Origin of the sequence: Gilliamella sp. A7 (assembly GCF_002142015.1) — a bacterium.
Lineage (GTDB): Bacteria > Pseudomonadota > Gammaproteobacteria > Enterobacterales > Orbaceae > Gilliamella > Gilliamella apis_A.
In genome coordinates this window covers 1-24248 of the sequence record NZ_NASN01000038.1, presented here as the reverse complement: position 1 = coordinate 24248, position 24248 = coordinate 1, and the positions used below count along the sequence as shown (strand labels likewise).

Below are 24248 nucleotides of genomic sequence, written 5' to 3'. Positions count from 1 at the left end.
CATTGATGCTTGTTTATCTAATAACTGATTATTTTTAGGGTGATATAATTTAGGGTATATTTTTGTTCCTTTTAAATACATATATCCTTCACATGAATTAATTAAATTTTCTCCCTGCAATTTTCTTTTATAATTTTCAATAGCTAATTTGTTACCGCCAATAAGAGGAAAATCCCAACATTCATTATTTAAATTTATTAGCAATCCTGTATAACCAATCAATCTCAGCCGATTTGTGATATCTCCATCAACTTGAACACTATCAATAAATCTATCCGTTCCCTCAGGTTCATAAATTAGCATTCCTGCTAAATTCGCTATTGGCTTTTGTATTTCACAAAAGATAGCTTTTACATAAGAATGTGTTGGCTTAACACTCAATTTTAGTTTTTTATTGATTATTAAATCTAAAATATCAGATACATCTATTTCATCATCTTTCAATTCTAAAGATAACCTTTTTGCAGCCTCATTTAATGATAAATACTCTTTTAATTTATATAACTTACTCATTTGTTCCACTTAAACCATAGCCCTAATGAAGAAGTTACATCAGTCCGTTAGGGTTACGAACTTTCGGGAGCTACCCTAGACGTAACTAATTTAATTAGTTAAACATTATTGAGCATTATTATATCATTACTGTATAAAAAAACATTAACCTAAATCCCACTAAATGGTGGTATTTAGCTAGCCAAAGGAAAGGCTCTTATTTAGAAATCAGCACGGATTTGAAATCCGACCTAATGACATGTTTTAATGTTATATATGTTATTACTTTCTTTTAATAACACTTAAAAAAATATATATAAATCAATTATATTATGTTATTAGTGTTGTTAGTGTTATTAAAATATATATATAAAGTATTTATTAAATAATAGGTAATAAAAAACCAGTCTAATTGACTGGCTTAAATCTGGTTCTATGGCAGAATTAAATAAAATCAAAGGGCGCAAAATTGCGCTGGTTATTTTGCTGACAGTGATACATTTCCTTGGCTTGCCTGTTCTACAAAGTCACCCCACCATTGCATCATGTCACGGCGTTTATCTAAATAGGTTGCTCTATTGTAAATTGCTCTTACTGCATTCCTATCGACGTGAGCAAGCGAGACTTCAATTAAATCATAATCAAAGCCATATTCATTTAATGCTGTAGATGCTAATGACCTAAAGCCATGAGCAACTAACTCACCTTTAAAGCCCATTCGTTTTAATGCTGTATTGACTGTTTCTTTATTCATATGTTTATTGAACGGTGCTTTGAATGTTGGGAAAACATATTCACCATGACCGCTAATAGGCTTCATAATCTCAATTATTCTTATCGCCTGTTTATTTAGTGGGATAGTATGATCTCTTCTCATTTTCATTTTGTCTGCTGGTATCGTCCATAATTCATTTTTTAGGTCTATTTCGCTCCATAATGCAGATACTGCCTCAATTGGTCTTGTTATGGTAAGTAGTTGCCACTCAATTAAGCATCTTGTTTGTAATTCAATACTAGCCAAAGAAATAGCTTTCATTATTCTTGGTAACTCTGAAGGTGGTAAAGAAGGCATATTTTGCTTATGGGCAACTTTAAACACAGTTCCTATTTTACCAGTTGGATTATATTCAATCAGATCATTGTTAACAGCATAAGTCATTACTCTATTAATTCGTTGTGATATCCTCTTAACTGTATCTAGTTTACCGGCACATTCAAGAGGTTTTAAAGCTTCAATAAAATCTTTTGCTTTTAGCTGTGAGATGGGTATATCGCCAAGGCTAGGATAAATATAATTAACAAATGAATTTTTTATCCGCCTAATTGTTCCACTAGTGATATCTCTTGAGTTCTGTTGCTCAAGCCATCTTTCAGCCACTTTATAAAATGTATTATCTTTCTCTTTTTTTGATTGGTTTTGTATAGATTGTTTATGCTGTTGTGGATCTACTCCTTGAGATACTAAAGAACGATATTCATCTCTTTTTTGTCTTGCGTTAAATAATGTGATTTCTGGGTAACTTCCAAAGCTAACTAATGTGCGTTTTTTTGAATCAGGACTAATATAATTAAATCGCCAAATTTTAGAGCCATTAGACTTAATTAATAAATATAAACCATTGCCATCGGATAAAGTAAAATCCTTTTCCCTTGGCTTGGCTGACTTTATTTGAGTATCATTTAGAGGTTTTATAATTTTGACCATGTTATACGAATTTAAGTTATATTTGAGCGTATAACATAATATATAACATAAAATTTTGAATTTCGCTAAATCTACTTGAACTTAGTTAAACGGTAAATTAGCTAAAAAGCTTGTTAGATAAAGGTTTTTTGAACGTTATTGAATTTTGATGAATTAAGGGATGGTGGGTTGTGAGGGGATCGAACCCGCGACCAATTGATTAAGAGTCAACTGCTCTACCGACTGAGCTAACAACCCACTAAAGGAATAAAAGCTATTGTATAGAAGTTTAGGTTTTAATGCAAATACTCTAAAATAAATACAGCCTAACCGACTAATTTAAAAAAATAAATTAATTTTGCATTACATAGTTAAATGCAAACCTACAATACCAACCACAATTATAGTAAGACCGAATATTCGACTAAAATTTTTCGGCTCCTTAAAAATAAACATATTAGCCAATACTGCACCTGAAGTACCTAGTCCCACCCATACTGGATACACTATACTTAAATCCAGATACTTTAATGAAAAATAAAATAATGAAAACGAAACAAAAAAACCTCCCCAATATAGCATTAAGCGAAACAAGCTTTTTTGCTGAGAATAAAGTTTAAGACCTATAGCACCAATAACTTCAAATATTGCAGCAGTTAAAATAAATAACCATCCCATATGATATATCCAGATTTTAGTTAATTAGCTATCAGCTCGTTTAAGTTGCACAACACCAATAATAATTAATGCAACAAAAAATATTTCAATAAGTTTGATTTCTTTACCAAACAAGACCATATCTATAACTAATGAACCAATTGCCCCTACACCAGAAAAAATCGCATACACTGTACCAGTTGGAATAGTCTTACATGCACTAGTTAAGAAGGTAAAATCAACAACAATTATCAATATGACAATAACCCAATGCCACCACTGACTTGCGGTAGTGAAACCAAATACCCAACACAATTCAAAAAAGCAGGTGAGAACAACAAATGCCCACTCTTTATTCCTGCTATTCATAACAACCTCGTTAATTAATTATTTTCAATTTTTATTGCTTAGTATTGTTTTTTCATTAATGTGCTCAATGAAATAAATGATGGTTCGCAAACAAGAACGTTTGCCACCTAAAGATTATGATGTTTATGCAGAAAAACAATTCAACCTTATATAAATTGCAAGATAACTATTGAAATATTTTTACAATATTTCGTTACCATTTTTATCCTATGTAAATAATTCTATAACGAAGGATAAAAAATGGCAAGCCTATAATTATTGATAATTCTATGCTTTTAAATAACTTTCTTATTAATCATAAGATATTTTAAAACCTTTATTTAGCTGTTTTGTTATTATTAAGAAACCTATCAAAAACTGTAATTGCATTTTTCGATTTTAATTTAGGTAGTTTGCGTGTAACCCAATTATCAAGGCAGGTTGGAAATATTTTATAAAATATTTTGAGGAAAGGGGTTTTTTTAAAATAAAATCAATATAGAATACAAAACTTGGCACTTTATTTAACTTTGAGAATCAAAGCAAATAAGGTCCATTGGATAAACTTATTTAATACTGCGATTAAAGTATAAGTCAAATAAATCAAAAGGAATTGACAATGTCAAAAAAATCGGACAATGAATTTAAAGTCGGCATAAAGGCTTATGTGTCACTTATTGTGGCCATACTGTTCTTTTCCGGACTATTTTATAACGTTGATGGAAAAGCTTGGTTAGGCGCATTTGATTTTACCAGTTTAAGTGGTAAGTTTGGCACCATGCTCCATCCAGAGAAAAATACCTTCGTTGGTGAGGGTGGAATTAGCGCCAGAGCCGGTTTTATTTTCGCTCTTTCATTAATTCCAACAGTAATGCTTGCATTAGGGGTCTTAGAAATCTTTACCCACTATGGTACGATCCGTGCGGCTCATAAATTATTAACTCCGCTACTTAAACCTATCTTAGGCGTTCCAGGTAAAACTGGCTTGGCATTAATTACGGATTTACAAAGTACTGATGCAGGTGCAGTATTAACCAAAGAATTATATGATGAAAAACAAATCACTAAAAAAGATCTCGTCATTATTAGTGCATGGCAATATTCCGGTGCAGGGTTAATAAATAACTATTTTTCGATTGGTTCAGCGCTTTTTGCGTCAATGTCTGTTGCAATATTTACGCCACTCGTCATTATGATTGTATTGAAATTTGTCGGTGCAATTTTAGTCCGCCTTGTTTTAAATTCAGTTTATAAAAAGGATTTTATCAATGAGTAATTCAAGCAATCAAAAACAGACTAACAATCCATTAGACATTTTTGTCATTGGTGCGCGTAAAGGCTTTAATATTGCCATTAACAATCTAATGCCTAACATCATTATGGCATTTGTCATTACCGAAATCTTAAAAAGACTCGGTCTAATGCAATTAATTGGTGAAGTATTTGCCCCAGTCATGGGACTATTTGGATTACCAGGTGAAGCAATTACCGTTTTATTGACAGCGTGGTTATCAGCTTCCGCTGGGACTGGTGTTGCAGTAAATTTAATTAATGGTGGCATTCTTAGCGGTATGGATATCACTATTATAGCACCTGCTATCTTCTTAATGGGCTCACAATTACAATATATGGGACGTCTACTTGGTGTTGCTGATGTGCCCAAAAAATATTGGCCACTATTAATGATTAATAGTATTGTTAATGCGTTGATAGCTATGATCATTATGCGATTCATTGTGTGATAAAGGAGATATCTATGTCGAATGTACTCGAGCACTATCATTACTTGCACCAAATTCCTGAGCTAGGATTTGAAGAAGTTAAAACATCAAACTATATAGCAAGTAAACTAGAAGAAGCTGGCTATAAAGTAACCCGTAATATAAATAATACTACCGGTATTGTTGCAGAATATGATAGTGGTAAATCAGGTCCTGTACTGGCATTACGTGCAGATATGGATGCCTTAGGACACATTATTGATGGCCAACATTGTGCCAGACACACTTGTGGTCACGATGGCCATTCATCAATGTTATTGACCGCAGCACAAGAGCTTATTAAAGAAGGAAATATCAAAAAAGGCAAACTAAAATTGATCTTTCAACCAGCTGAAGAGTTAGGTTCTGGTGCATTGGCTATGATTGAAGGCGGTGCAATTGATGATGTTGATATGATCATCGGTTTACATGTTCGCCCTAAAGATGAATGCCCTAAAGGCTTTGCATCAGCCGCTATGTTCTATTCCGCTTCAACCACAGTTGAAGTAAATATTCATGGTATTCCTGCTCATGGGGCAAGACCTCATTTAGGCGTTAACGCTTTAGATGCGGCAACTATGGCTATTCAAGCAGTAAATACCATTCATCTTGCTCCTAGTTTAACATATAGCGTTAAAGCAACACGTTGTATATGTGATGCAGGTGTAACAAATGCTATTCCATCAGAGGCTTATGTTTGTTGGGATTTACGAGCACCAACCAACCCAGCTATGGATGAATTAAAAGCCAAAACACTCAAAGCGATTGAATTAAGTGTAGCATCCATTGGTGCTAAAGCTGATATCAAAGTATCCAAAGAAATTCCAGCAGCCGAAATAGACGATGAAGTAACTAAAATCATTGCTGAATCTATTACCGATGTACTCGGAAAAGAGGGATTAAAAGATCCTATTTTCACACCTGGTGGCGAAGATTTCTTCAATTATCCACGTGAAAGAGATGTAAAATCTGGTTTTTGGGGCTTAGGTGTCGATTTAACACCAGGTTTACATCATCCTGATATGACTTTTGATACATCAGCATTAGAAAATGGTGTAAAAATTACTAAAACTTGTGCTTTGAAGGTTTTAGGTTAAGCGAATAAATCCGCCGATTACTTCGGCGGTTCCTTGTAAATAATACTTTAAAATGAGATGTTAGTATTAATAAATAGCGTTCTACCTGGTTCATTATAAGTTGCGGCACCAGCTCCAATAACAGTTATATCACCATTTCGTGATTTTCTTACTGTTGAAGAATTACCTTCTCTAAATAAACGTTTATCAAACAAATTATCAACACCAGCAGTGAATGTAAAATGCTTGTTAAATTGATATTGCCCACTTAAATTTAATAGAGCATAAGGACTAAGTTGATTAGTTGAACTATCAGTCAGTTTATCACCAAAATAATCATATTTTCTCGGTCGTTGTTTGCCATACCAAGTAACAGAGGATAACAATGAAAATTTGTCAGTTGCTTGCCAATCTATTGAAGAATTTAAGGTGTATTTTGGAATGATTGACAAATAATCACCCGTTTTTTTATTTTTTGATTGCAACATCCAAGTTAAATTATTACGAAAATTAACTGTTGATGTAACAGGAATAGTTAAACTACCTTCTAATCCTTCAACCACCGATTTAGGCACATTTTGCCACTGAAAAATATTGGAATTTATAAAGCTATTTTTTCCTCCTTTCGCACTCCCAACCGGCTTTGATCCTGAATCAATCTTATCATGATAATCATTACGAAAATAAGTTACACCTGCGATTAATCCTTCATTGTTATGAAATTCTAAACCAATTTCTTTATTTACACTTGTTTCCGCTTTTAAGTTTTTGTTACCTATTAAGTAGCAACTACCGCCCGCTCCATAACAGCCTTGTCCACGGCTATAAAGCAGATAATTAGGGTTAGTTTGATATAAATTAGGCGCTTTATACGCTCTAGCAATACCCAGTTTCAAACTAAAATAGTCACCCATTTCCTGAAATAAGTTCAAACCAGGACTCCAGTTACTACCTGATTGACTTTGATGATTATAGCGTAGTGTTGGCGTCAACATAGTAGTTTGAGTGAGTTCGATATTATCCTCAACAAAAACCCCCCAAAGATTAGCTGAGGCATTTTCACTACGAGCTATATCTTTAATCCAAGGTATACTGCCACCTTCTGTAACTGTTTGTGTATTTGAAGTTGGATCTTTCATCTTTTGATGATTATATTCACCACCAATAGTCATTGTTTGTGGTGCCACGATGGTTAACGGAAAACTAGTTTCATTATGTAAGGTAAAATTATTGTATTTGATCGTTGAAAAACTATCATCTTTAAAACGGCCTTCAGTGCCACCAGCTAAACCTTCATTCAAGCGAGTATTCCGTGTTTTTTCAAGTTGGATATAAGACATGGTATTTACGCCATTGTCCCAATAACCACGATGAGTAACCGAGTAATTCTGACGATTCATTCTATTAGTTTCGTCGTTATAAAATCGACTAACCAATTTATCAGGATTATTATTTTGAGTGTCTCCAGCGTAAATATTACCTTGACGACTAACACTTGTCTCAAATTCAAGTGATTGTTTATCAGAGATATCCCAACGAAGTATGCCATTTATATCTTTATTACGCACACCTTCACGCCCTGCACTAACCGAACTTGGATTAATTTGATGCTTTTTATTGATATCCCAATCATCAGCTTCGGTTTTATTGAGATTACCATATAAACGCATACTTAGATTATCCGTTAATCCACCTGTTAATAAGATATTTGTTCTTTGGGTTGCCCCTTCTTTACTATGTGAAGGTAGATTTAAATAGCTATTCCATGAAATATGCCACTCTTTGGTTGGCTGCTTAGTAATAATATTCACTACACCACCGGCAGCACCATCACCATAACGAGCGGCGGCTGGACCACGAAGGACATCAATTCTTTCGATAATATCAGCAGGTACCCAATTGGTATCCCCTCGAGTATCCCGCTCACCTCGCCAACCATAGCGAACTGACATACGGCTTTTTACTGGTCGACCATCAACTAAAATTAATGTGTTTTCTGGTCCCATACCTCGAATATCAATTTGTCGGTTATTACCCCGTTGGCCACTGGTTGAGTTACCTGTTAAACTGACACCAGGCATAGTTCGAATGATTTCTGAAATATCATTTTTGGGTGGCATTTTAGTTAAATCTTTTTGCGTAATCACAGAAACACCCAATGCTTGTTTGGTCTGTTCAGCTGCTGTTACAACCATAACCTCATCTGAATCGTTGTCGTTATTAATTGATGAATGAGCATTATCTGCAGATGCATTGTGACAAGCCAAACCGATAAGTGCTGCTAACAAACAAGTCGATTTATATTTTGTATTCATATATTATTCCTGACAAATTTTATTAATAATGGTTATCATTATTAATTAGGTCGGAGTAATATAAATTAAAATTATCTATATTCAAGCTGATTCTGAATATTTGGCTAAATAAGTTTTTATTTAACTCTAAAATTTAATTGAATACCATCTTGCAGAGCAACGACAGCAGCAGTTTTATGGGATTGTTCAGGATAAATTTTGTAACTTATCGTTAGGTTATGAATATTAGCCTGTTTTAATCGAGTAAATAATTGTTTTGAATAATCAACCATTTTCCGATTCTGACGATGTTTTAGTAAAAGTTTTCGTTTTTGTTCTGGTAAATTATAATCAACCGGCAATAAAGATTGCTCAGCGCCACCCACAGAGATCAGCAAATTAACAGGTTGTTTTAAAGAATGTTGATGATTTAGTAGATATTTTGATAATACACTAAACATATAACCATCACTAAACCATAAAGATGGACTTGATATCACATAGGTATTAAAAATGGCCGGTTTAGTTAAAAAAATGTATAAATTAAATAATCCTCCATATGAATGACCAAAAATGGCTTGCTGATTAGGATTAATAACATAGCGCTTTTCTATTTCAGGTTTAAGTTCTTGAGTTAGAAAATCATAAAAGGCATCAGCACCACCATATTTACCTGATAAATTAATTTGCTTATTAGGTAAAACTTCAAAAACATAATTCTCAGGTTTGGGGAGAAAATCAAGATCACGACGGGTTTGATTAAAATAATCAATGGCGACAATTATACCTTCTTGAATAACACAACGTTCACAAGCCTGATTGGTAATTATCTCGTTAGTTGTTAAAAAGTAGCTGTCACCATCAAGTAAATAAATAATTGGCCAACCACCCTCGGGAGTGGTTTTATTAGGGGTATAAATAGTTACTTTATAATCGCCATTTGATTTTGAATGAAATATTTCAGTTTTGGTGTTTGGAACAATCACATTTTTTGATAGATTAGATTTTGACTGACAGCCAGTTAGGATAAAAATCATTAGAATATACAAAAAACTTAGTCGTGACATAAATTACGCCAGAATCTCAATTATCAAAGAAGTATAAGATATGCTAAATAAGAGAAATTTACCAATAATAAACTAAATAAAACTGAGATTACTGTCGAATAATTAATCCGACAGCTAATAGTCGGTTACAATTACTTTGATTTAAGATAAGCGACAATATCTTCGATGGTTACCACTGGTAGTTGGTGTTGTTTAGCAAACGCGACAACTTGTGGGGCTCTTGCCATTGAACCATCATCATTAGTTATTTCACAAATTACTGCTGCTGGTTTAAACCCCGCTAATGTTACTAAATCAACCGACGCTTCAGTATGTCCTCGGCGGCTTAGTACTCCACCTTCTTTGGCAACTAGCGGAAATACATGACCAGGGTGATTTAAATCTGTTGGTTTAGCATTATCAGCTACCGCTGCTTTGATAGTCGTTACTCTATCTGCTGCAGATACCCCTGTTGTAACACCTTTTGCCGCTTCGATAGAAATAGTAAAGGCAGTATGATTTTTACTAGTATTATTTGCTACCATCATCGGTAATTCTAATTTATCACAATAAGATTGTGGCATACATAAACAAACTATACCGCTGCCATGACGAATAGTTAATGCCATTTGCTGAGTAGTAATAGTTTGTGCTGCCCAGATAATGTCACCTTCGTTTTCCCGATCTTCATCATCTAAAACTAACACCCCAGATCCAGCTTTGATTGAAGCAATTGCTTTTTTTACTCGCTCGATTGACGTGCCAAATTCATTTAAATTAAACTGATTCATGGTAGATACCTATCCTGTTTTATTAAACTAATTATATTTATCCTTAATTATTATAAATTTATTAAGTTATAAATATGTTAAATACCAGAATCAGGGCAAGTGCTTGACCATAGTGATTTAGCTATAACGCTAATTATAGAAAAGATAAGCCACTCTCTTTCATCCAGACTGTTACTGTCGGCTTTGGAATCTAACCAAATCTGCTGTCCTTAATAAAATAGATTTTTACTAAGCGCTCGTGGGCTATACCACCGGTGGGGAATTACACCCCGCCCTGAGAATTTTGTCAGTAAACTGACTGCGCACACTATAATATAAAATAGGTAAAAAAACACGGATATTTTATTGAGATAAAAAAATTGCCGCATTAAGCGGCAATAATTAATAGAAAGATTATCTCATACGAATTTCACGCAAATGTCGTTTTTCAGCTCGACGCATCCAAAGCCATGAAATAAAGCCAATAATACCAACTATTAGTAAAATAATTGTTGCTAAGGCATTAACTTGTGGATCGACGCCTAAACGAACCTTAGAAAAGACTAGTTTTGGCAATGTCATTGCACCAGGTCCAGTAACAAAATTAGCAATAACCACATCATCAAGTGATAAAGTAAATGCCAATAACCAACCGGAAACCAGTGCAGGTGCAATCATAGGTAAGGTAATAATAAAAAATACCTTCAATGGATTCGCACCAAGATCTAAAGCCGCTTCTTCAATTGACTTATCTAATTCTCGTAATCTTGCACTGATAACAACTGTTACATAAGCGGTACAAAATGTTGCATGAGCCATCAAAATAGTCATTGCGCCGCGTGCTTTTGGCCAACCAATTACTTGACCCATGCCAATGAATAATAATAATAAGGATAAACCAGTAATGACATCCGGCATAACTAATGGTGCTGTAGTCATAAACGAGAACAAATTAGAGCCACGGAATCGTCTAAATCGAATGATGGCAAAAGCGGCTAAAGTACCAAGAACAATGGACAAAGAAGCTGCGCCTGCCGCAATAGTCAAACTTAATCCTACTGCTTCAAGCAAAGCTTCATTATGTATTAATTCAACATACCATTTAGTTGAAAATTCCGCCCAAACCGTCACTAGCCTTGAGCTATTGAACGAATAAACAATTAAAATGACCATAGGGATATATAAAAAAGAAAAAGCAACTAATAGAATTAATCCTTTTAAACATTTCACTAATAATGCAATTGTGACAATAATTGTTACGATAAGACTAAATAGAAAACATCCTACATATAAACTACCACTACCTAATAATGCAAATCCTGATGCAGAAATTAAAACCGATAGCACTATTGAACCTAATAACGCAGAGATAAAAACAATCAATGCTGAGCGCATGACTAATGGTAAATTATTCATTTATTTACCTCCCATTTGTCGGTTCTGAAACTTATTAAAGTAGTAAATAGGCACAATTAATATCAATAACATCACTGTTGCTACAGCTGAAGCTGCTGGCCAATCGTGATTAGTAAAGAATCTAGCCCATAATTGAGTACCAATCATTAGTCCCTCAGAAGGACCTAATAATTCAGGAATAACATATTCACCTACCGCAGGAATAAATACCAACATCCCACCGGCAACCACTCCACTTTTGGTTAACGGTACAATAATCTTAAAAAAGGTTTTAATTGGTTTACAACCAAGATCTAACGCAGCTTCAATCAGCGTTGTGTCTACTTTACTTAATGAGGTATAAATTGGTAATACCACAAAAGGTAAATAAGAATAAACAATACCGATATAGACAGCTAAATAAGTTTTCATGATGATTAATGGCTGATCAATAACCCCTAACCACATCAAGAAGTTATTTAATAGGCCATTGGGATTTAAAATACCAATCCAGGCATAAACTCGGATTAGAAACGAAGTCCATGATGGTAATATGATTAAAAGCAATAAAATATTTCTGGTTGATGGTTTACATTGAGAAATAGCCCAAGCTAAAGGATAACCAATTAAAATGCATAACAACGTTGAAATAGCAGCAACCTTTAATGATTGTAAATAAGAGTCTAGATAAATTGTATCTTTAACTAGATTAAAATAATTATCAACGTTTAAAACAATATTAACTAGGCCATCTTCATAACTAAACAGTTCTGTATAAGGTGGTACAGCTAACGTTGCTTCGGAAAAGCTGATTCTAAACACAATCAAAAACGGTAATAAAAATAGCAACAACATCCAACAATATGGAATAGCTATTACTAATAGACGGCCATAGAGTGTCATCAAATCAGAATCATCACGTTGTAGTCGCAACTTACGATAAGCATAATAGGTTGCAACTAAACCTAATCCAGCAGGAATAAAGACAATACTGCCAGCGATAATCAACCGATAAGCAAATTTAGATGGCTTATAATATACCAAATATGCGCCTAGACATGATAATAATAGACTTAATAGCATTGACGTAAATAACGCATCTAAAAACAGATTGTCAAATGCATTTATTGTTACAAAATGTAAATAAACACCAAGTAACACTAATGCATTTAACAACAAACCCCATAAAATGGATCGCATCAATATATCCTCTTGTGTTTATTCGGTAAGCACAACGCAGCTATCAATTTCCCAACTAAGATTGATAATATCACCCCAAGTTGGCATTCCTTTTCGATAACGATGTTCATTTTGTAGTTGAGCAATAATAATTTGTCCACTTTGTAATTTAACGTGATAAATCGAGAGATCACCTAAATAGGCAATTTCAACTACTTCACCAGTAGCTACATTGTAACCATTATCTGGAATTTCATCACAAAGTTTAATTTTTTCAGGTCGTAATGCGACTTGAATTGGTACACCTTCTACTGCAGGTGAATCATAATCAACTTTTAATGGATGTTTAATCATAGGACAACTGATGATTAATCCATCTTCTAAAGTTTCTTGTAAGATGCCATCAAAAACATTTACTGAACCAATAAACTCGGCACTATAACGACTATTTGGATGTTCATAAATTTCTTCAGGCTCACCTATTTGCACAAATTGGCCTTTATTCATAATCGCAATACGCCCAGCCATGGTCATGGCTTCTTCTTGATCATGGGTTACCATTACACAGGTCGCACCAACTTGTTCTAAAATACTAACTACTTCAAGTTGCATTCGATCACGAAGTTGTTTATCCAATGCCCCCATTGGTTCATCTAGTAATAGTAATTTTGGTCTTTTAGCTAAACTTCGAGCTAAAGCAACACGCTGTCTTTGACCACCAGATAGTTGATGAGGTTTACGTTTGCCAAACTGTTCCATATGCACAAGCGCCAGCATCTCTTCAACTCGATGTTTGATCTCATTTTTATCTAATTTATCTTGTTTTAACCCAAAGGCAATATTTTGCTCAACCGTCATGTGAGGAAAAAGAGCATACGATTGAAACATCATATTAATGGGACGGTTATAAGGAGGTACTTGTGATAAATCTTTACCATCCAAAATAATTTGTCCTGAAGTGGGTTGCTCAAAACCAGCAAGCATTCGCAATAATGTTGATTTACCACTACCCGAAGCACCTAATAAAGCAAAAATCTCTCCGGTATAAATGGTTAAATTTACATCATCAACGGCATAATAATCATCATTAAAAACTTTAGTTAAATTTTTGATCTCCAATAATGGAGTTATCATCTTTTTTTTAGGCTGTACCTGATTTGTTGTTTTATCGTTCACGCTTTTTTCCTCATAACAACAAGCCAAAAAAAACGAGACGGAAAGATGTTAAATCCCTCCGTCTTGAATATATAAGTCAATTAGTTGACATTTTCAAACGGTTATCTACCGGTCTTTAATTTTGTCCATGTGCGAGTAATCACACGCTCAAGTTTAGGTTCTTTCACCGTTAAAGTGAATAATTTTTCCATAACTTCTGGTTTTGGATAAACAGCAGGATCATTTTTCACTTCTGGTTTAACAAACTGATCATTTGCAACTTTATTAGCACTAGCGAAATTAACATCATTAGTAACTTGAGCTGCAATTTCAGGTTTCATAATAAAGTTTAAAAACTCGTGAGCTTCATCAGGATTTGCCGAATCTTTTGGAATAGCAAATGTATCAAAAAATACTAATGCACCTTCTTTCGGAATTTGATATCCAATATGCACACCATTTTTAGCTTCGTTAGCTCTATCACGGGATTGTAAAATATCACCTGACCAACCTAAAATCACACAAATATCACCATTAGCTAAGTCAGTGATATATTGAGATGAATGGAAATAACGGATATTTGGTCTTACTTTTTCCAACAATTCGTAAGCTGCGCCAGTATAATCTTTAGCATCAGTACTATTTGGATCTTTACCTAAATATTTAAGAGCACTTGCAAAGATCTCAGTTGGAGCATCTAAGAATGCCACACCACAATCTTTAAGTTTGTCCATATTTTCAGGTTTAAAGACTAAATCCCAACTGTCAACAGGAGCGTCCTCTCCAAGACGTTCTTTAACTTTATCAATGTTATAACCAATACCAGTAGTCATCCATACATAAGGGATTCCATACTTATTATCTGGATCATGATTAGCCATTAATTTCATTAAATTAGGATCAAGATTTTTCCAATTGGGCAATTTATTTTTATCTAATGGTAGATAAATATCAGCTTTAATCTGTCTAGCTAAAAAACTATCTGAAGGTGAAACCACATCGAAACCAGAATGACCGGCCATTAATTTACCTTCAAGCGCTTCATTGGAATCATACACATCATAAACCAGTTTGATGCCAGTTGATTTTTCAAAATCAGTGATTGTACTATTACCAATTTGACCAGCCCAGTTATAAAAATTCACAACTCGGTCTTTAGCTATAGCAGATTGAGATATTGCTAGTGATACACCAGCGATAATTGAAAGAATTGTTTTACGTTGAGTAAACATGCTCACCACTTCTCCTCTAGTTAGGGATATTACATGTTAGACACAAGCCCATTGTTAAATACAACGGACCCCCAAATTTTACCATTATTACTAGTTACATAATATGGTGAAACCGAGGTAATCAGGAAATCACAAGTCATTAATATAATTAATGAACATGTCGAGCTAACCTTGCATTACGAGGGATAAAATACCTTTTTTTTTTCAGATGTCTACTTAAAAAATCAAATAATCTAAGATTAAGGGCTGAGTGACTAGAATTTAATCAACCAACCCTTTATTAGCTAGTTATTAACAATTAATTTACTTTTTTTATTCGGCGCTAGCTTGCAAAATTTTTGCTTCCGGTTGCCATACACGATATTTAACCGTCAAATCATTTGGAACGTAGAATACTAATGGTAAACGACTGTTATAATTTAATAAACCTAATTTATGGTTGATAGAAACAAATTTATTCTCGTTAGCGCCTTCAGGGCAAGCCATCATTGTAGAAATACTACCTTTAGTTTCTTCAACGACATAGTAAGAATATCCCCAACCTTTAAGCTCTTGTTCCTTAACAAATCCACCTAAACTTTGAGTATTGCAATCAACATTCATCTCTTTACCAATTAAAATCTCTACTTTAGCATTAACTTCATCTTTTAAGTTTGGTAGGTGAATAACATAACGAGTAGAGCCTACTTTTGCATCAGGATAGGGAGCAATTTCATTCAGTTTTTGTACCTCTTGTGGGCCCTTTTGCGTATTTGCGCAAGCTGATAATGCCACACCCATCAATGCTAATAACATTAATTTTTTCATATTTATTTCTCCAATAAAATTGTCTAACTTAATACGCCTACGTATGCTTTTTAGAACATAATGCGTATAATAACACTATCTAGATTAATGAATATGAGGTAAAAATGCCAGCAGAAAAAAAAAATGATGATTTATTAAAACTAATTTTGAATTTACTCTTGATAGGTTTACTTATTATTGTAACGTATCGCGTGGTCGAAGTATTTTTATTTGGCTTTTTTTGGGCGGTAATGGTGGTAATTGCAACTTGGCCATTGATGATCAAAATCCAAAAAAAACTCTTCAATAAACGGTGGTTATCATTATTAGTCATGGCAATAATACTGGCATTTGTCTGCGTTATTCCTTTTATCTTAATAATTAGTAGTGTTGCTCAAAATGGTCACTATCTGATCGAATGGGTTAGAACCTTATCGCATCGAGAATTACCTACCCTCGATTGGTTAACCAATATCCCTATGTTTGGCGAAGAAATTCACCAAAAATGGCTTGAGCTTATCAAAACAGATGGCTCACAATTAATATCTGATATTCAACCTTATATTGGCACCATGATAGGTTGGCTATTGGAACAAGTCACCAATATTGGACTTTTTATTTTCCATGCCGGTGTCATGATCATTTTTAGTTTATTACTGTTCCTTAAAGGAGAAAGCATCACTAAATATGTCTATGTGTTGGCTAACCGTCTATCCAAACAATATGGTACGACTACTGTAACCTTAGCCGGTCAATCAATACGAGCTGTAGCGTTAGGTGTAGTAGTTACAGCTATCACACTGGCATTAATTGGCGGAATGAGTTTTATCTTTACCAAAATGCCATTTCCAGGCATTTTAACCTTAATTCTTTTTATCTGCTGTGTTGCTCAAATTGGTCCCGTTATTGTTATGTTAGGCTGTATCATTTGGCAATTTTGGGATGGGCATATCGTATCTGGCATAGTCTTAATTGTTGTGGCTATTATTCTTACCACCCTTGATAGTGTAATGCGGGCATATTTGATAAAGAAAGGCGCCGATCTCCCTTTCCTACTTATTTTGTTTGGGGTAATTGGCGGAATTCTAGCCTTTGGGATTATGGGATTATTTATCGGTCCAGTAGTATTAGCCTTAAGCTATAAAATTATTCAGCAATGGGTTAATGAACAAGCCTAAAAACAAATTTAGATATTAAAAGAGAGTTAATAACCAGATCAATTTAATGATAGGTTAGTCTCTGAATAATAGAAGTATTATGTTCTGACGCAAATTGTGGTATTCTACACTTTGTGTCAGTTTTAATGATATTTAGAACATGCGAATACCCTTTATAAAATATAATCATCAAAAACATTTAAATGAATTAGCCAAGCTTGAACAGAAAGCTGAACAATATCAGATTGTGTACGACCCCAAAAGCTATAGAGTTGCGTTGCTTGAACAGATTAAGAAAGCTCAACATCGTATCTATATTGTTGCACTTTATTTAGAACAAGATGAAGCTGGCCGAGAAATTCTTGATGCGCTTTATCAAGCAAAAATGCAACAACCAAGCTTAGATATTAAAATTTTTGTTGATTGGCATCGTGCTCAACGAGGACGAATTGGTGAGGATAAAACCAAAACGAACGCACGTTACTATTATGATTTGAAACAACAACATCAATCTATTGAAATTCCGGTGTATGGCGTGCCGGTTAATCGTCGGGAAGTTCTTGGTGTATTACACTTAAAAGGATTCATAATTGACGATACAGTAATCTATAGTGGTGCTAGCATTAATAATGTTTATTTATATAAACTCGATAAATATCGTTATGATCGATATCACTTTATCACAAATAAAGTTTTAGCCGATACAATGGTGAATTATGTTAATGAGAATTTTCTACCACTTGATGGAGTACAGCGGTTAGATGTTAGTGAACATAAAACACGGAAACAAATTAAGTCAGAAATAAAACAACTTCGCCAACATCTTATGGATGCTAATTATCAATACTCGGGAAATAGTGATAATAATACTTTATCCGTTGCACCAATTGTAGGTCTTGGTCGAAATAATCAACTGAATAAAATTATTCACCATTTAATTAACACGACAAAACAAAAAGTCACATTTTGTACGCCTTATTTTAACTTACCTAATATATTAGTGCGTGATATCATCCGCCTATTAAGAAAAGGTAAACAAGTTGAAATAATTATTGGTGATAAAGAAGCTAATGATTTTTATATTCCAGAAGATAAACCATTCAACATCTCCGGTGGTTTACCTTATTTATACGAAATCAACCTAAGAAATTTTGTTGAACGCTTACAGAGTTATATTGATAAACAACAGTTGACGATTAGGTTATGGAAAGATAAAGATCAAACTTATCATTTAAAAGGTATTTGGGTAGATGATGAGTGGATGATGATTACGGGTAATAACCTTAATCCAAGAGCTTGGCGTTTAGATCTGGAAAATGCCATACTAGTGCATGATCCTAACCATGAATTACAACAACAGATAAAACAAGAACTGACAACTATTCGTGAAAAAACGACTCTCGTCACTCATTACCAACAAATTCAAGCTAGCCAATTCTATCCAAAACATGTACATAAATTAATTAAACGTTTAAGCCGGATTAGAGTGGATAGAATTATTAAACGATTATTATAATTAAATTTGATTTAAATAACTGAAAGCTATTTGTGATCTATTTACAAATAGCTTATTGGTTAAATTAGATTTTATTTTGTTGTAAACTTAATATCGTTCTAGCGTTTGAAGCACTTGTTGCAATGATATCAATCACGCCAGAACGTAGTGCACCTAAAATTGCTGTTGCTTTGGTATTTTCCGAAGCAATGGCAATAACACACGGGATATTACGTAATTCTTCAATACTTAACCCTATTACCCGATCATTCATGGTTGTATCAATAGGGTTGCCATTGATATCAAAAAATCCATATCCAGCAATATCACCAATCACACCTTGATTTAATGTTGCATAGGTAACTTCTTGTGGAGTAAACCAGCCCAACTGTACCATATAACAGTTTTCATTCATATCACCAATGCCTACTAAAGCAATATCAGCTTTAGCTGCTCTTTCTAATGTATCTTTAATAACTCGATTTTGTATAAATGCTCGTTTAAGTTCACTATTTTCTACATAAGCAGGTGCATACAAAGTCTCACTAGTTGCGCTAAATTTTCTGGCTAAACTTCGACTAATATGGTCAGCATCAATAATTTCACCAACCCGCTGAGTACCACCGATGCCACAAATAAATTTACACTGTTTTTCTGGAAACACACCAACATGACTGGCAATAGCAGCAACATTACGCCCTTGCCCAACTGCCACGGTCATACCATTTTTTAAAGTACTAGAGAGATAATTCGATACCAGTGCAGCAACTTGTCTACGTTGCTCTTCTTCGTCTTGATGATCTAAAGCAATTAAAGCTCGTTTAATACCAAAATGGTTAACAAATTGTTGTTCAATGCGAGAACTAAATATCGGATGATATTTAACACTTATTTCAACGATTCCTTCTGCTCTAGCTTTTTTTAGCAAACGTCCAACTTTAATGCGTGAAAGGCCAAATCGCTGAGCGATTTCTTCTTGAGTTTGTTCATACTCATAGTATGCAACTGCAATTTCTGTAAGTAATTCCGACTCTTGCTTATCTTCAAATATAACCATTAAATTTGCCTTTCAACACTTTAGTAACTTCTTGCGTTCCTAGCTGATAATATATTACAAAATTGCCTAGCATGCCATGGATTACGACTAATAAATAATTCAATAAGATAAAATATGATAATGTATTAAGCCTGATAAGATGGTTATCGTTCAATAAGAATTGTGAGGAAATCTTGATGAATTGAAAGCCTAAAAACCCCTTTCCTCAAAATTTTTATAATGAAAAAATTAGCTGACTTGACGAAATTTCAACTAAGAGCTGATATTACTTTTCTGGTATTTTTTTCTTCCGTGGTTTTTGTTTGGTTAGTTGTTTTTTTAAGCGCATTCTTGCTCTTGACTCAGCAAATAACCGATCTCTTTCAGCCTTTTTCTGCTGCATCTGTTGCTGTTGCTTTTTTTCCCATTGCTTAACCTTCCATATTGCCCATATTTTAACCGCTTGCAATAAAACAAAAATCAAAACTACTACAAATATTACCGCATACGGATCGAAGACAGAGTCAGTTCTAAATCGAATAACTCTATAACCCAAAGCGTAAACAGGCAAACTAATTAGCAACGATACAAGAACTAGTAGAATCGTATAGACAAATTTCGGCATAGGCTTATTTAAAATCCCTTTGTCAAGTAATCCTCAATCATAACCAATAAATTAAAATATTAATATATAGTTTATTATTAAAAAAAATGGCTGTATTAACAGCCACTCGATATTTATAATAACAGTTTTATTGATGAATATTAATTAGAAATTAATTTCAGTACCAACAAAATAGCGACGACCTTCTAAGGTTTTACCAAAGTCATCATTCGTCACTTCTTTGTCAAACAAGTTATAAACACCGCCATAAATCTTAGCATTTTTATTTATTTGGAAAGAAGTACCTACATCCCAGAAGGTATAACCTGCATAAACTACGTGTTTAATTTTAGTTTCTCCTCCCTCTCTTACTCTTTTGGTTGCATGCTCTATTCCATAATATGCCATTTTCGTCCACAAATCTAATTGCTGAGTTAGATTCCAATCAAGCTGAGCATTGAATTTTTGTTTAGGAGTACGATTTAGCGCTCTACCTTTGTTTTCACCAGATTTTTGTTCAGTTTTAGTCCAAGAATAGTTAGAACTTAACAAGAAATCAGTAAATAATGGTGTTTTAAATGACAATTCAAAACCTTTTAATTCCGCTTTATCAACATTATCTCGCTCTTTAATAAAATCAAATCTCTTATTATAACTTTCTAATAAACATGATTTTGATCTCGGATCGCCACTACAAATATAAGTTGACTCAATTTTGTCCTTATATTTGGTATAAAATGCTGTCGCTGAAGCATCAATACCATAATCATTGGTATAACCAATACCTATCTCAAAATTATCAGATTTTTCTGGTTTTAAATCTGGATTACCAAGAATAACTCCATCATACTCACTTCCTCCAGTTACTTGTCCCCAATCCGTCACAACATAACGTAATTGCGGTGTAGCATAACCTGTTGAATAACCGCCTTTTAAAGTAAAGTTATCATCAATATTCCAGACACTATAGATTCTTGGATTCCAGTTGTTACCATAGTTTTCATCTTTATTATAACGTAAACCAGCTGTTATACTCCAGTTATCAAAGATTCTAATCTCATCTTCAGCAAACAGTGCATAATTCCAACGATCAATTTTTGTTATAGTTTTATCAAGTTGATTACCTTTATCGTGTAGCTCTTGATAATTATATTTCCCCCCTACCGTTAACATATTAATGCTAAAAGGGATCGTAATACGAGAATCCACATCGGTATTACGAATTTTCATTTTTCTTTTAGGGTTATTATTTTCTTCATAAGCAACAAATGATGTCGTCGATACATCACCAAATAAGCCATTATGCGTTAAAGCAAATGAATTTCGATGATTATCTCTTAAAAAATCACCTTGTTTTTTTGTTCTAGTTTTATTTGGAGTGGCCTTACTATTTTGTAATGATTTACCAAAATCTAGATCAAAATTTTGTGTTTCAGTTACATTTAAAGATAATTTACCGTTTAAACTTCGCAATTTTTGGCCTGCATGACCATTTAAAAATTTATCTTCATGGCGATTAGAATATTGACCATATAATTGAATACCTAGAATATCATCAATAATCGGTCCCATCGTTGAAAAACTGCCTACATAGGTATTTTTTTCATCTGAACGATAAGGCATAATTGATTCGACTCTTAATCCACTATGCCAATTATTTGAGACCTTTTTAGTAATAATATTAACTACCCCACCCATAGCATCTGATCCATATAAGGATGACATAGGTCCACGAACAACTTCAATACGTTCAATAGCAGTTAGTGGAGGCAACCAACCTTGTTCAAAACCAGAATTATCACCGTTCGGTCTAGTTTCACGAGTGCTCACTTTTTTACCATCAATCATTAATAAGGTATATTTGGCATCCATTCCGCGAATGCTAATATCTTGAGCATCACCACCCCCAGATACAGTAACGCCTGGAATATCTTTCAGAGCATCGGTGACATCACGATAAGGCTTTTTGCTAATTTCTTCCGGTGTGATCACTGAAATTGTTGCAGGAGCCTCTTTAATTTGTTGTGAAAATCCTGATGCTGTTACCACCATAGTATCTGTATTTTTATCATTAGCAGCCAGTGCTAAACCAGATAATGATAATAAAATACTTGTATTTATGACATGTGTAGCCAACTTAAACTTTATACTCATTGATTTAACCCTATTAATTATATTGATATTTTGCAAAGCAACCCACGGGAAACAATATACTATATGAGAATAATTATCAATATCCTTACGAAAAATTATTTATTGCTAGACAATTATCACCCCTTAAACAATAATAGTTATCATTTGCATCACATATAAAGGAACTTACTTATGAATATCAAGAAAAAATTATTATTAAGTACTCTAACAGCGTTGATGGTGGGCTTAACTGGTTGTCAATCATCAATCACAGTAAATCCTGATAATAAACAATCAGTAGTTGTGCCAAAATCACCAAATAAAGTTGTGGTTATGAATTATGGAGCTTTAGATACATTAGATGCTTTAGGTAAAGGTTCGATTGTAACAGCAACACCTCTTTCTGTGCTTCCGGCTTATCTTCAACAATATAAAAATGCAAATATTGCTGATACAGGTAATATGAAAGAGCCAAATATTGATGCAATCAAGCAAGCTAAACCGCAATTAATTATCATTGACGGTCGACAAGCGAGCCATACAGAAGAATTCACTAAAATTGCACCAGTCATTAATTTAAGCGTTGATGCTAAAAACTATCTTGAATCAACTAAAAACCATATCAATGTATTAGCAAATATTACTGGTACTGAAGAAACAGCTAACAATCTAATTCAATCACTAGATGCCAAAGTCAGCAATGCACAATCTATTGCCCAAGCAAGTAATAAAAAAGCCATTGTTGTTATTCATAATGACGGAAAAATGATCCTTATCAATGCGAGTTCTAGCGCAGCATTAATTCATGATGTGTTACAAGTAAAACGTGCCGTACCATTAGCACCACAACCAGCCAATGGTATAGAAAAACCAAAACCAACCTTTATTGATGATAGTTACATCAGTAAAATCAAACCTGATATTATTTATGTTGTAGACCGCAGTAAAGCAATTGGTCAGTCAGCGATGAAAGACGACTTCTTTAATGCAAAAGTATTAGCGAAAAGCAAAACTGAAGTTGTTTATTTAACCCCAGATCTTTGGTACTTATCAGGTGGTGGTGCTGAAAGTTTAGAACGTCAGATTGATGAAGTAATTAATGTATTAAAATAATTTGATTTTTTATGATAAATTAACTTCCTTCCACAATTGCCCTTATCACAATAAGGGCTTTTTTATTAACAGTTTTACCATAGCCAACCTCAGAATATTTCACACAATCCCCATCAAATGATTGATAAATGTTATTTATTGTTTATTATTACACGCCAATTGAATATAAGGAGGGTAAACGTTAATGAAAAAGCTATTGTTAGTTGCAGTATTATTTCCTTTTATGGTTCACGCACGAGCAGATGCTCCATTAGGTTTAAAATGGGGGGCATCGATTTCGGACATTGTTTCAAAATATAAAGCAAAAGAAATAATTGAACAAAATGATTTGATAATCTATGAATTACCTAATCCTCCTATAACATTACCTAATTTTACTTCATATAAATTATTAGCTCATAAGAAATTAGGTTTAATAAAAGTAGTATTAAGTGAAGAAATTACAAGAGATCCATATGGAGTTGAAGGTAAAAATGCATATTTTAAATTTAAAGAAGCATTAACCAAGAAATATGGTAAAGCGGAATCTCTTGAAGAAATAGGACTAAAAGTATATAGAGATAGTGACGAATTTTATCAATGCTTAGGATATCAAGGTTGTGGTGTATATTTTTCTAACTTCAAACAATCTGGTATTAGTTTAATTCTAGAAGGAAATCGCCAAGCAGAAGGTAAATTGAAAATTATATATGAATCCGATCTTTTCTTCGAATATTACGGAGATGAAGACCAGCAAGATGAAATAAAAATTTATGAAGGGCTTTAAAAAATAGTTTTGATAAACCTTAATTTGATATAGATATCTTGGATATTTTTTAGTTGATATTGATTAAGGT

21 protein-coding genes, 1 tRNA gene, 1 pseudogene and 1 riboswitch are annotated in these 24248 nt (G+C 33.6%); of the genes and pseudogenes, 7 read left to right on the top strand and 16 right to left on the bottom strand.

Going from position 1 to position 24248, the window contains the following annotated elements; genetic code table 11:
* The 5 genes from B6D18_RS09200 to B6D18_RS09180 all read right to left on the bottom strand — a co-directional run.
* A partial coding sequence (locus B6D18_RS09200) for a hypothetical protein (protein WP_216818932.1) occupies positions 1-513 on the bottom strand: 513 nt, incomplete at its 3' end.
* Positions 514-970: 457 nt separating this feature from the next.
* Positions 971-2197 (bottom strand): integrase domain-containing protein, encoded by a 1227-nt coding sequence (locus B6D18_RS09195; RefSeq protein WP_086364180.1) that lies wholly within the window; start codon positions 2195-2197, stop codon positions 971-973.
* A gap of 161 nt (positions 2198-2358) precedes the next feature.
* A tRNA-Lys gene (locus tag B6D18_RS09190) sits at positions 2359-2434 on the bottom strand.
* A gap of 105 nt (positions 2435-2539) precedes the next feature.
* On the bottom strand, positions 2540-2854 hold the full coding sequence (locus B6D18_RS09185; protein WP_086364179.1) for a multidrug efflux SMR transporter: 315 nt from the start codon (positions 2852-2854) through the stop codon (positions 2540-2542).
* 24 nt (positions 2855-2878) lie between these two features.
* Positions 2879-3202, bottom strand: a complete 324-nt coding sequence (locus tag B6D18_RS09180) for a multidrug efflux SMR transporter (RefSeq protein WP_086364178.1) — start codon at positions 3200-3202, stop codon at positions 2879-2881.
* 598 nt (positions 3203-3800) lie between these two features.
* Between B6D18_RS09180 and B6D18_RS09175 the strand changes: the two genes are divergently transcribed.
* Genes B6D18_RS09175 through B6D18_RS09165 form a run of 3 tightly spaced genes read left to right on the top strand, consistent with a single transcriptional unit; the run spans position 3801 to position 6038 of the window.
* Entirely contained in the window at positions 3801-4457 is a 657-nt protein-coding gene (locus B6D18_RS09175) for a nucleoside recognition domain-containing protein (protein ID WP_086364177.1), read from the top strand.
* Positions 4450-4923 (top strand): YjiG family protein, encoded by a 474-nt coding sequence (locus tag B6D18_RS09170; protein WP_086364176.1) that lies wholly within the window; start codon positions 4450-4452, stop codon positions 4921-4923. Before B6D18_RS09175 ends, B6D18_RS09170 begins: the two co-directional genes overlap by 8 nt.
* A 14-nt stretch (positions 4924-4937) precedes the next feature.
* Positions 4938-6038: a M20 peptidase aminoacylase family protein gene (locus tag B6D18_RS09165; RefSeq protein WP_086364175.1), complete on the top strand. Its 1101-nt coding sequence runs from the start codon at positions 4938-4940 to the stop codon at positions 6036-6038.
* Between the two features lie 47 nt (positions 6039-6085).
* Here B6D18_RS09165 and B6D18_RS09160 read toward each other — a convergent pair whose 3' ends face one another.
* The 8 genes and pseudogenes from B6D18_RS09160 to eco all read right to left on the bottom strand — a co-directional run bounded on the left by B6D18_RS09160 (position 6086) and on the right by eco (position 15895).
* Positions 6086-8332, bottom strand: coding sequence for a TonB-dependent siderophore receptor (locus B6D18_RS09160; protein ID WP_086364174.1), 2247 nt, complete (start codon positions 8330-8332; stop codon positions 6086-6088).
* Positions 8333-8448: 116 nt separating this feature from the next.
* Positions 8449-9378 (bottom strand): alpha/beta hydrolase, encoded by a 930-nt coding sequence (locus B6D18_RS09155; RefSeq protein ID WP_086364173.1) that lies wholly within the window; start codon positions 9376-9378, stop codon positions 8449-8451.
* A 131-nt stretch (positions 9379-9509) separates the two neighbouring features.
* Positions 9510-10148 carry a 3,4-dihydroxy-2-butanone-4-phosphate synthase gene (ribB, locus tag B6D18_RS09150; protein WP_086364172.1) on the bottom strand — a complete coding sequence of 213 codons (639 nt, stop codon included), beginning with the start codon at positions 10146-10148 and terminating at the stop codon, positions 9510-9512.
* A 147-nt stretch (positions 10149-10295) separates the two neighbouring features.
* Positions 10296-10434, bottom strand: a riboswitch (FMN riboswitch).
* 107 nt (positions 10435-10541) lie between these two features.
* Positions 10542-11300 (bottom strand): ABC transporter permease subunit, encoded by a 759-nt coding sequence (locus B6D18_RS09145; protein WP_086364183.1) that lies wholly within the window; start codon positions 11298-11300, stop codon positions 10542-10544.
* Positions 11301-11543: 243 nt separating this feature from the next.
* Positions 11544-12413: pseudogene (locus tag B6D18_RS09140) on the bottom strand (ABC transporter permease subunit); the annotation flags it as partial.
* A gap of 327 nt (positions 12414-12740) precedes the next feature.
* Positions 12741-13877: a putrescine ABC transporter ATP-binding subunit PotG gene (gene potG / locus B6D18_RS09135; RefSeq protein ID WP_216818930.1), complete on the bottom strand. Its 1137-nt coding sequence runs from the start codon at positions 13875-13877 to the stop codon at positions 12741-12743.
* 101 nt (positions 13878-13978) lie between these two features.
* Positions 13979-15088 (bottom strand): extracellular solute-binding protein, encoded by a 1110-nt coding sequence (locus B6D18_RS09130; protein WP_086364171.1) that lies wholly within the window; start codon positions 15086-15088, stop codon positions 13979-13981.
* Positions 15089-15400: 312 nt separating this feature from the next.
* The gene (gene eco / locus B6D18_RS09125; protein ID WP_086364170.1) at positions 15401-15895 is read right to left on the bottom strand and encodes a serine protease inhibitor ecotin; all 495 of its coding nucleotides are present in this window, start codon (positions 15893-15895) and stop codon (positions 15401-15403) included.
* Positions 15896-15999: 104 nt separating this feature from the next.
* On the opposite strand from eco, the gene ydiK reads away from it, so the two are divergent.
* Together ydiK and pssA are read left to right on the top strand one after the other, a co-directional pair.
* Positions 16000-17052 (top strand): AI-2E family transporter YdiK, encoded by a 1053-nt coding sequence (gene ydiK / locus B6D18_RS09120; RefSeq protein ID WP_086364169.1) that lies wholly within the window; start codon positions 16000-16002, stop codon positions 17050-17052.
* A 139-nt stretch (positions 17053-17191) separates the two neighbouring features.
* On the top strand, positions 17192-18547 hold the full coding sequence (gene pssA / locus B6D18_RS09115; RefSeq protein WP_086364168.1) for a CDP-diacylglycerol--serine O-phosphatidyltransferase: 1356 nt from the start codon (positions 17192-17194) through the stop codon (positions 18545-18547).
* Positions 18548-18611: 64 nt separating this feature from the next.
* Here pssA and B6D18_RS09110 read toward each other — a convergent pair whose 3' ends face one another.
* The 3 genes from B6D18_RS09110 to B6D18_RS09100 all read right to left on the bottom strand — a co-directional run bounded on the left by B6D18_RS09110 (position 18612) and on the right by B6D18_RS09100 (position 22320).
* The gene (locus B6D18_RS09110; protein WP_086364167.1) at positions 18612-19583 is read right to left on the bottom strand and encodes a sugar-binding transcriptional regulator; all 972 of its coding nucleotides are present in this window, start codon (positions 19581-19583) and stop codon (positions 18612-18614) included.
* 265 nt (positions 19584-19848) lie between these two features.
* Complete coding sequence (locus B6D18_RS09105) at positions 19849-20187, bottom strand: hypothetical protein (protein ID WP_086364166.1); 339 nt, start codon at positions 20185-20187, stop codon at positions 19849-19851.
* 144 nt (positions 20188-20331) lie between these two features.
* A complete protein-coding gene (locus B6D18_RS09100; protein WP_086364165.1) occupies positions 20332-22320 on the bottom strand; it encodes a TonB-dependent receptor domain-containing protein in 1989 nt (662 codons plus the stop codon).
* Between the two features lie 171 nt (positions 22321-22491).
* Here B6D18_RS09100 and B6D18_RS09095 point away from each other — a divergent pair, with 171 nt between their 5' ends.
* Both B6D18_RS09095 and B6D18_RS09090 read left to right on the top strand, forming a co-directional pair.
* Complete coding sequence (locus B6D18_RS09095; protein ID WP_086364164.1) at positions 22492-23412, top strand: siderophore ABC transporter substrate-binding protein; 921 nt, start codon at positions 22492-22494, stop codon at positions 23410-23412.
* Between the two features lie 184 nt (positions 23413-23596).
* Entirely contained in the window at positions 23597-24178 is a 582-nt protein-coding gene (locus B6D18_RS09090; RefSeq protein WP_086364163.1) for a hypothetical protein, read from the top strand.
* Positions 24179-24248: the final 70 nt, after the last annotated feature.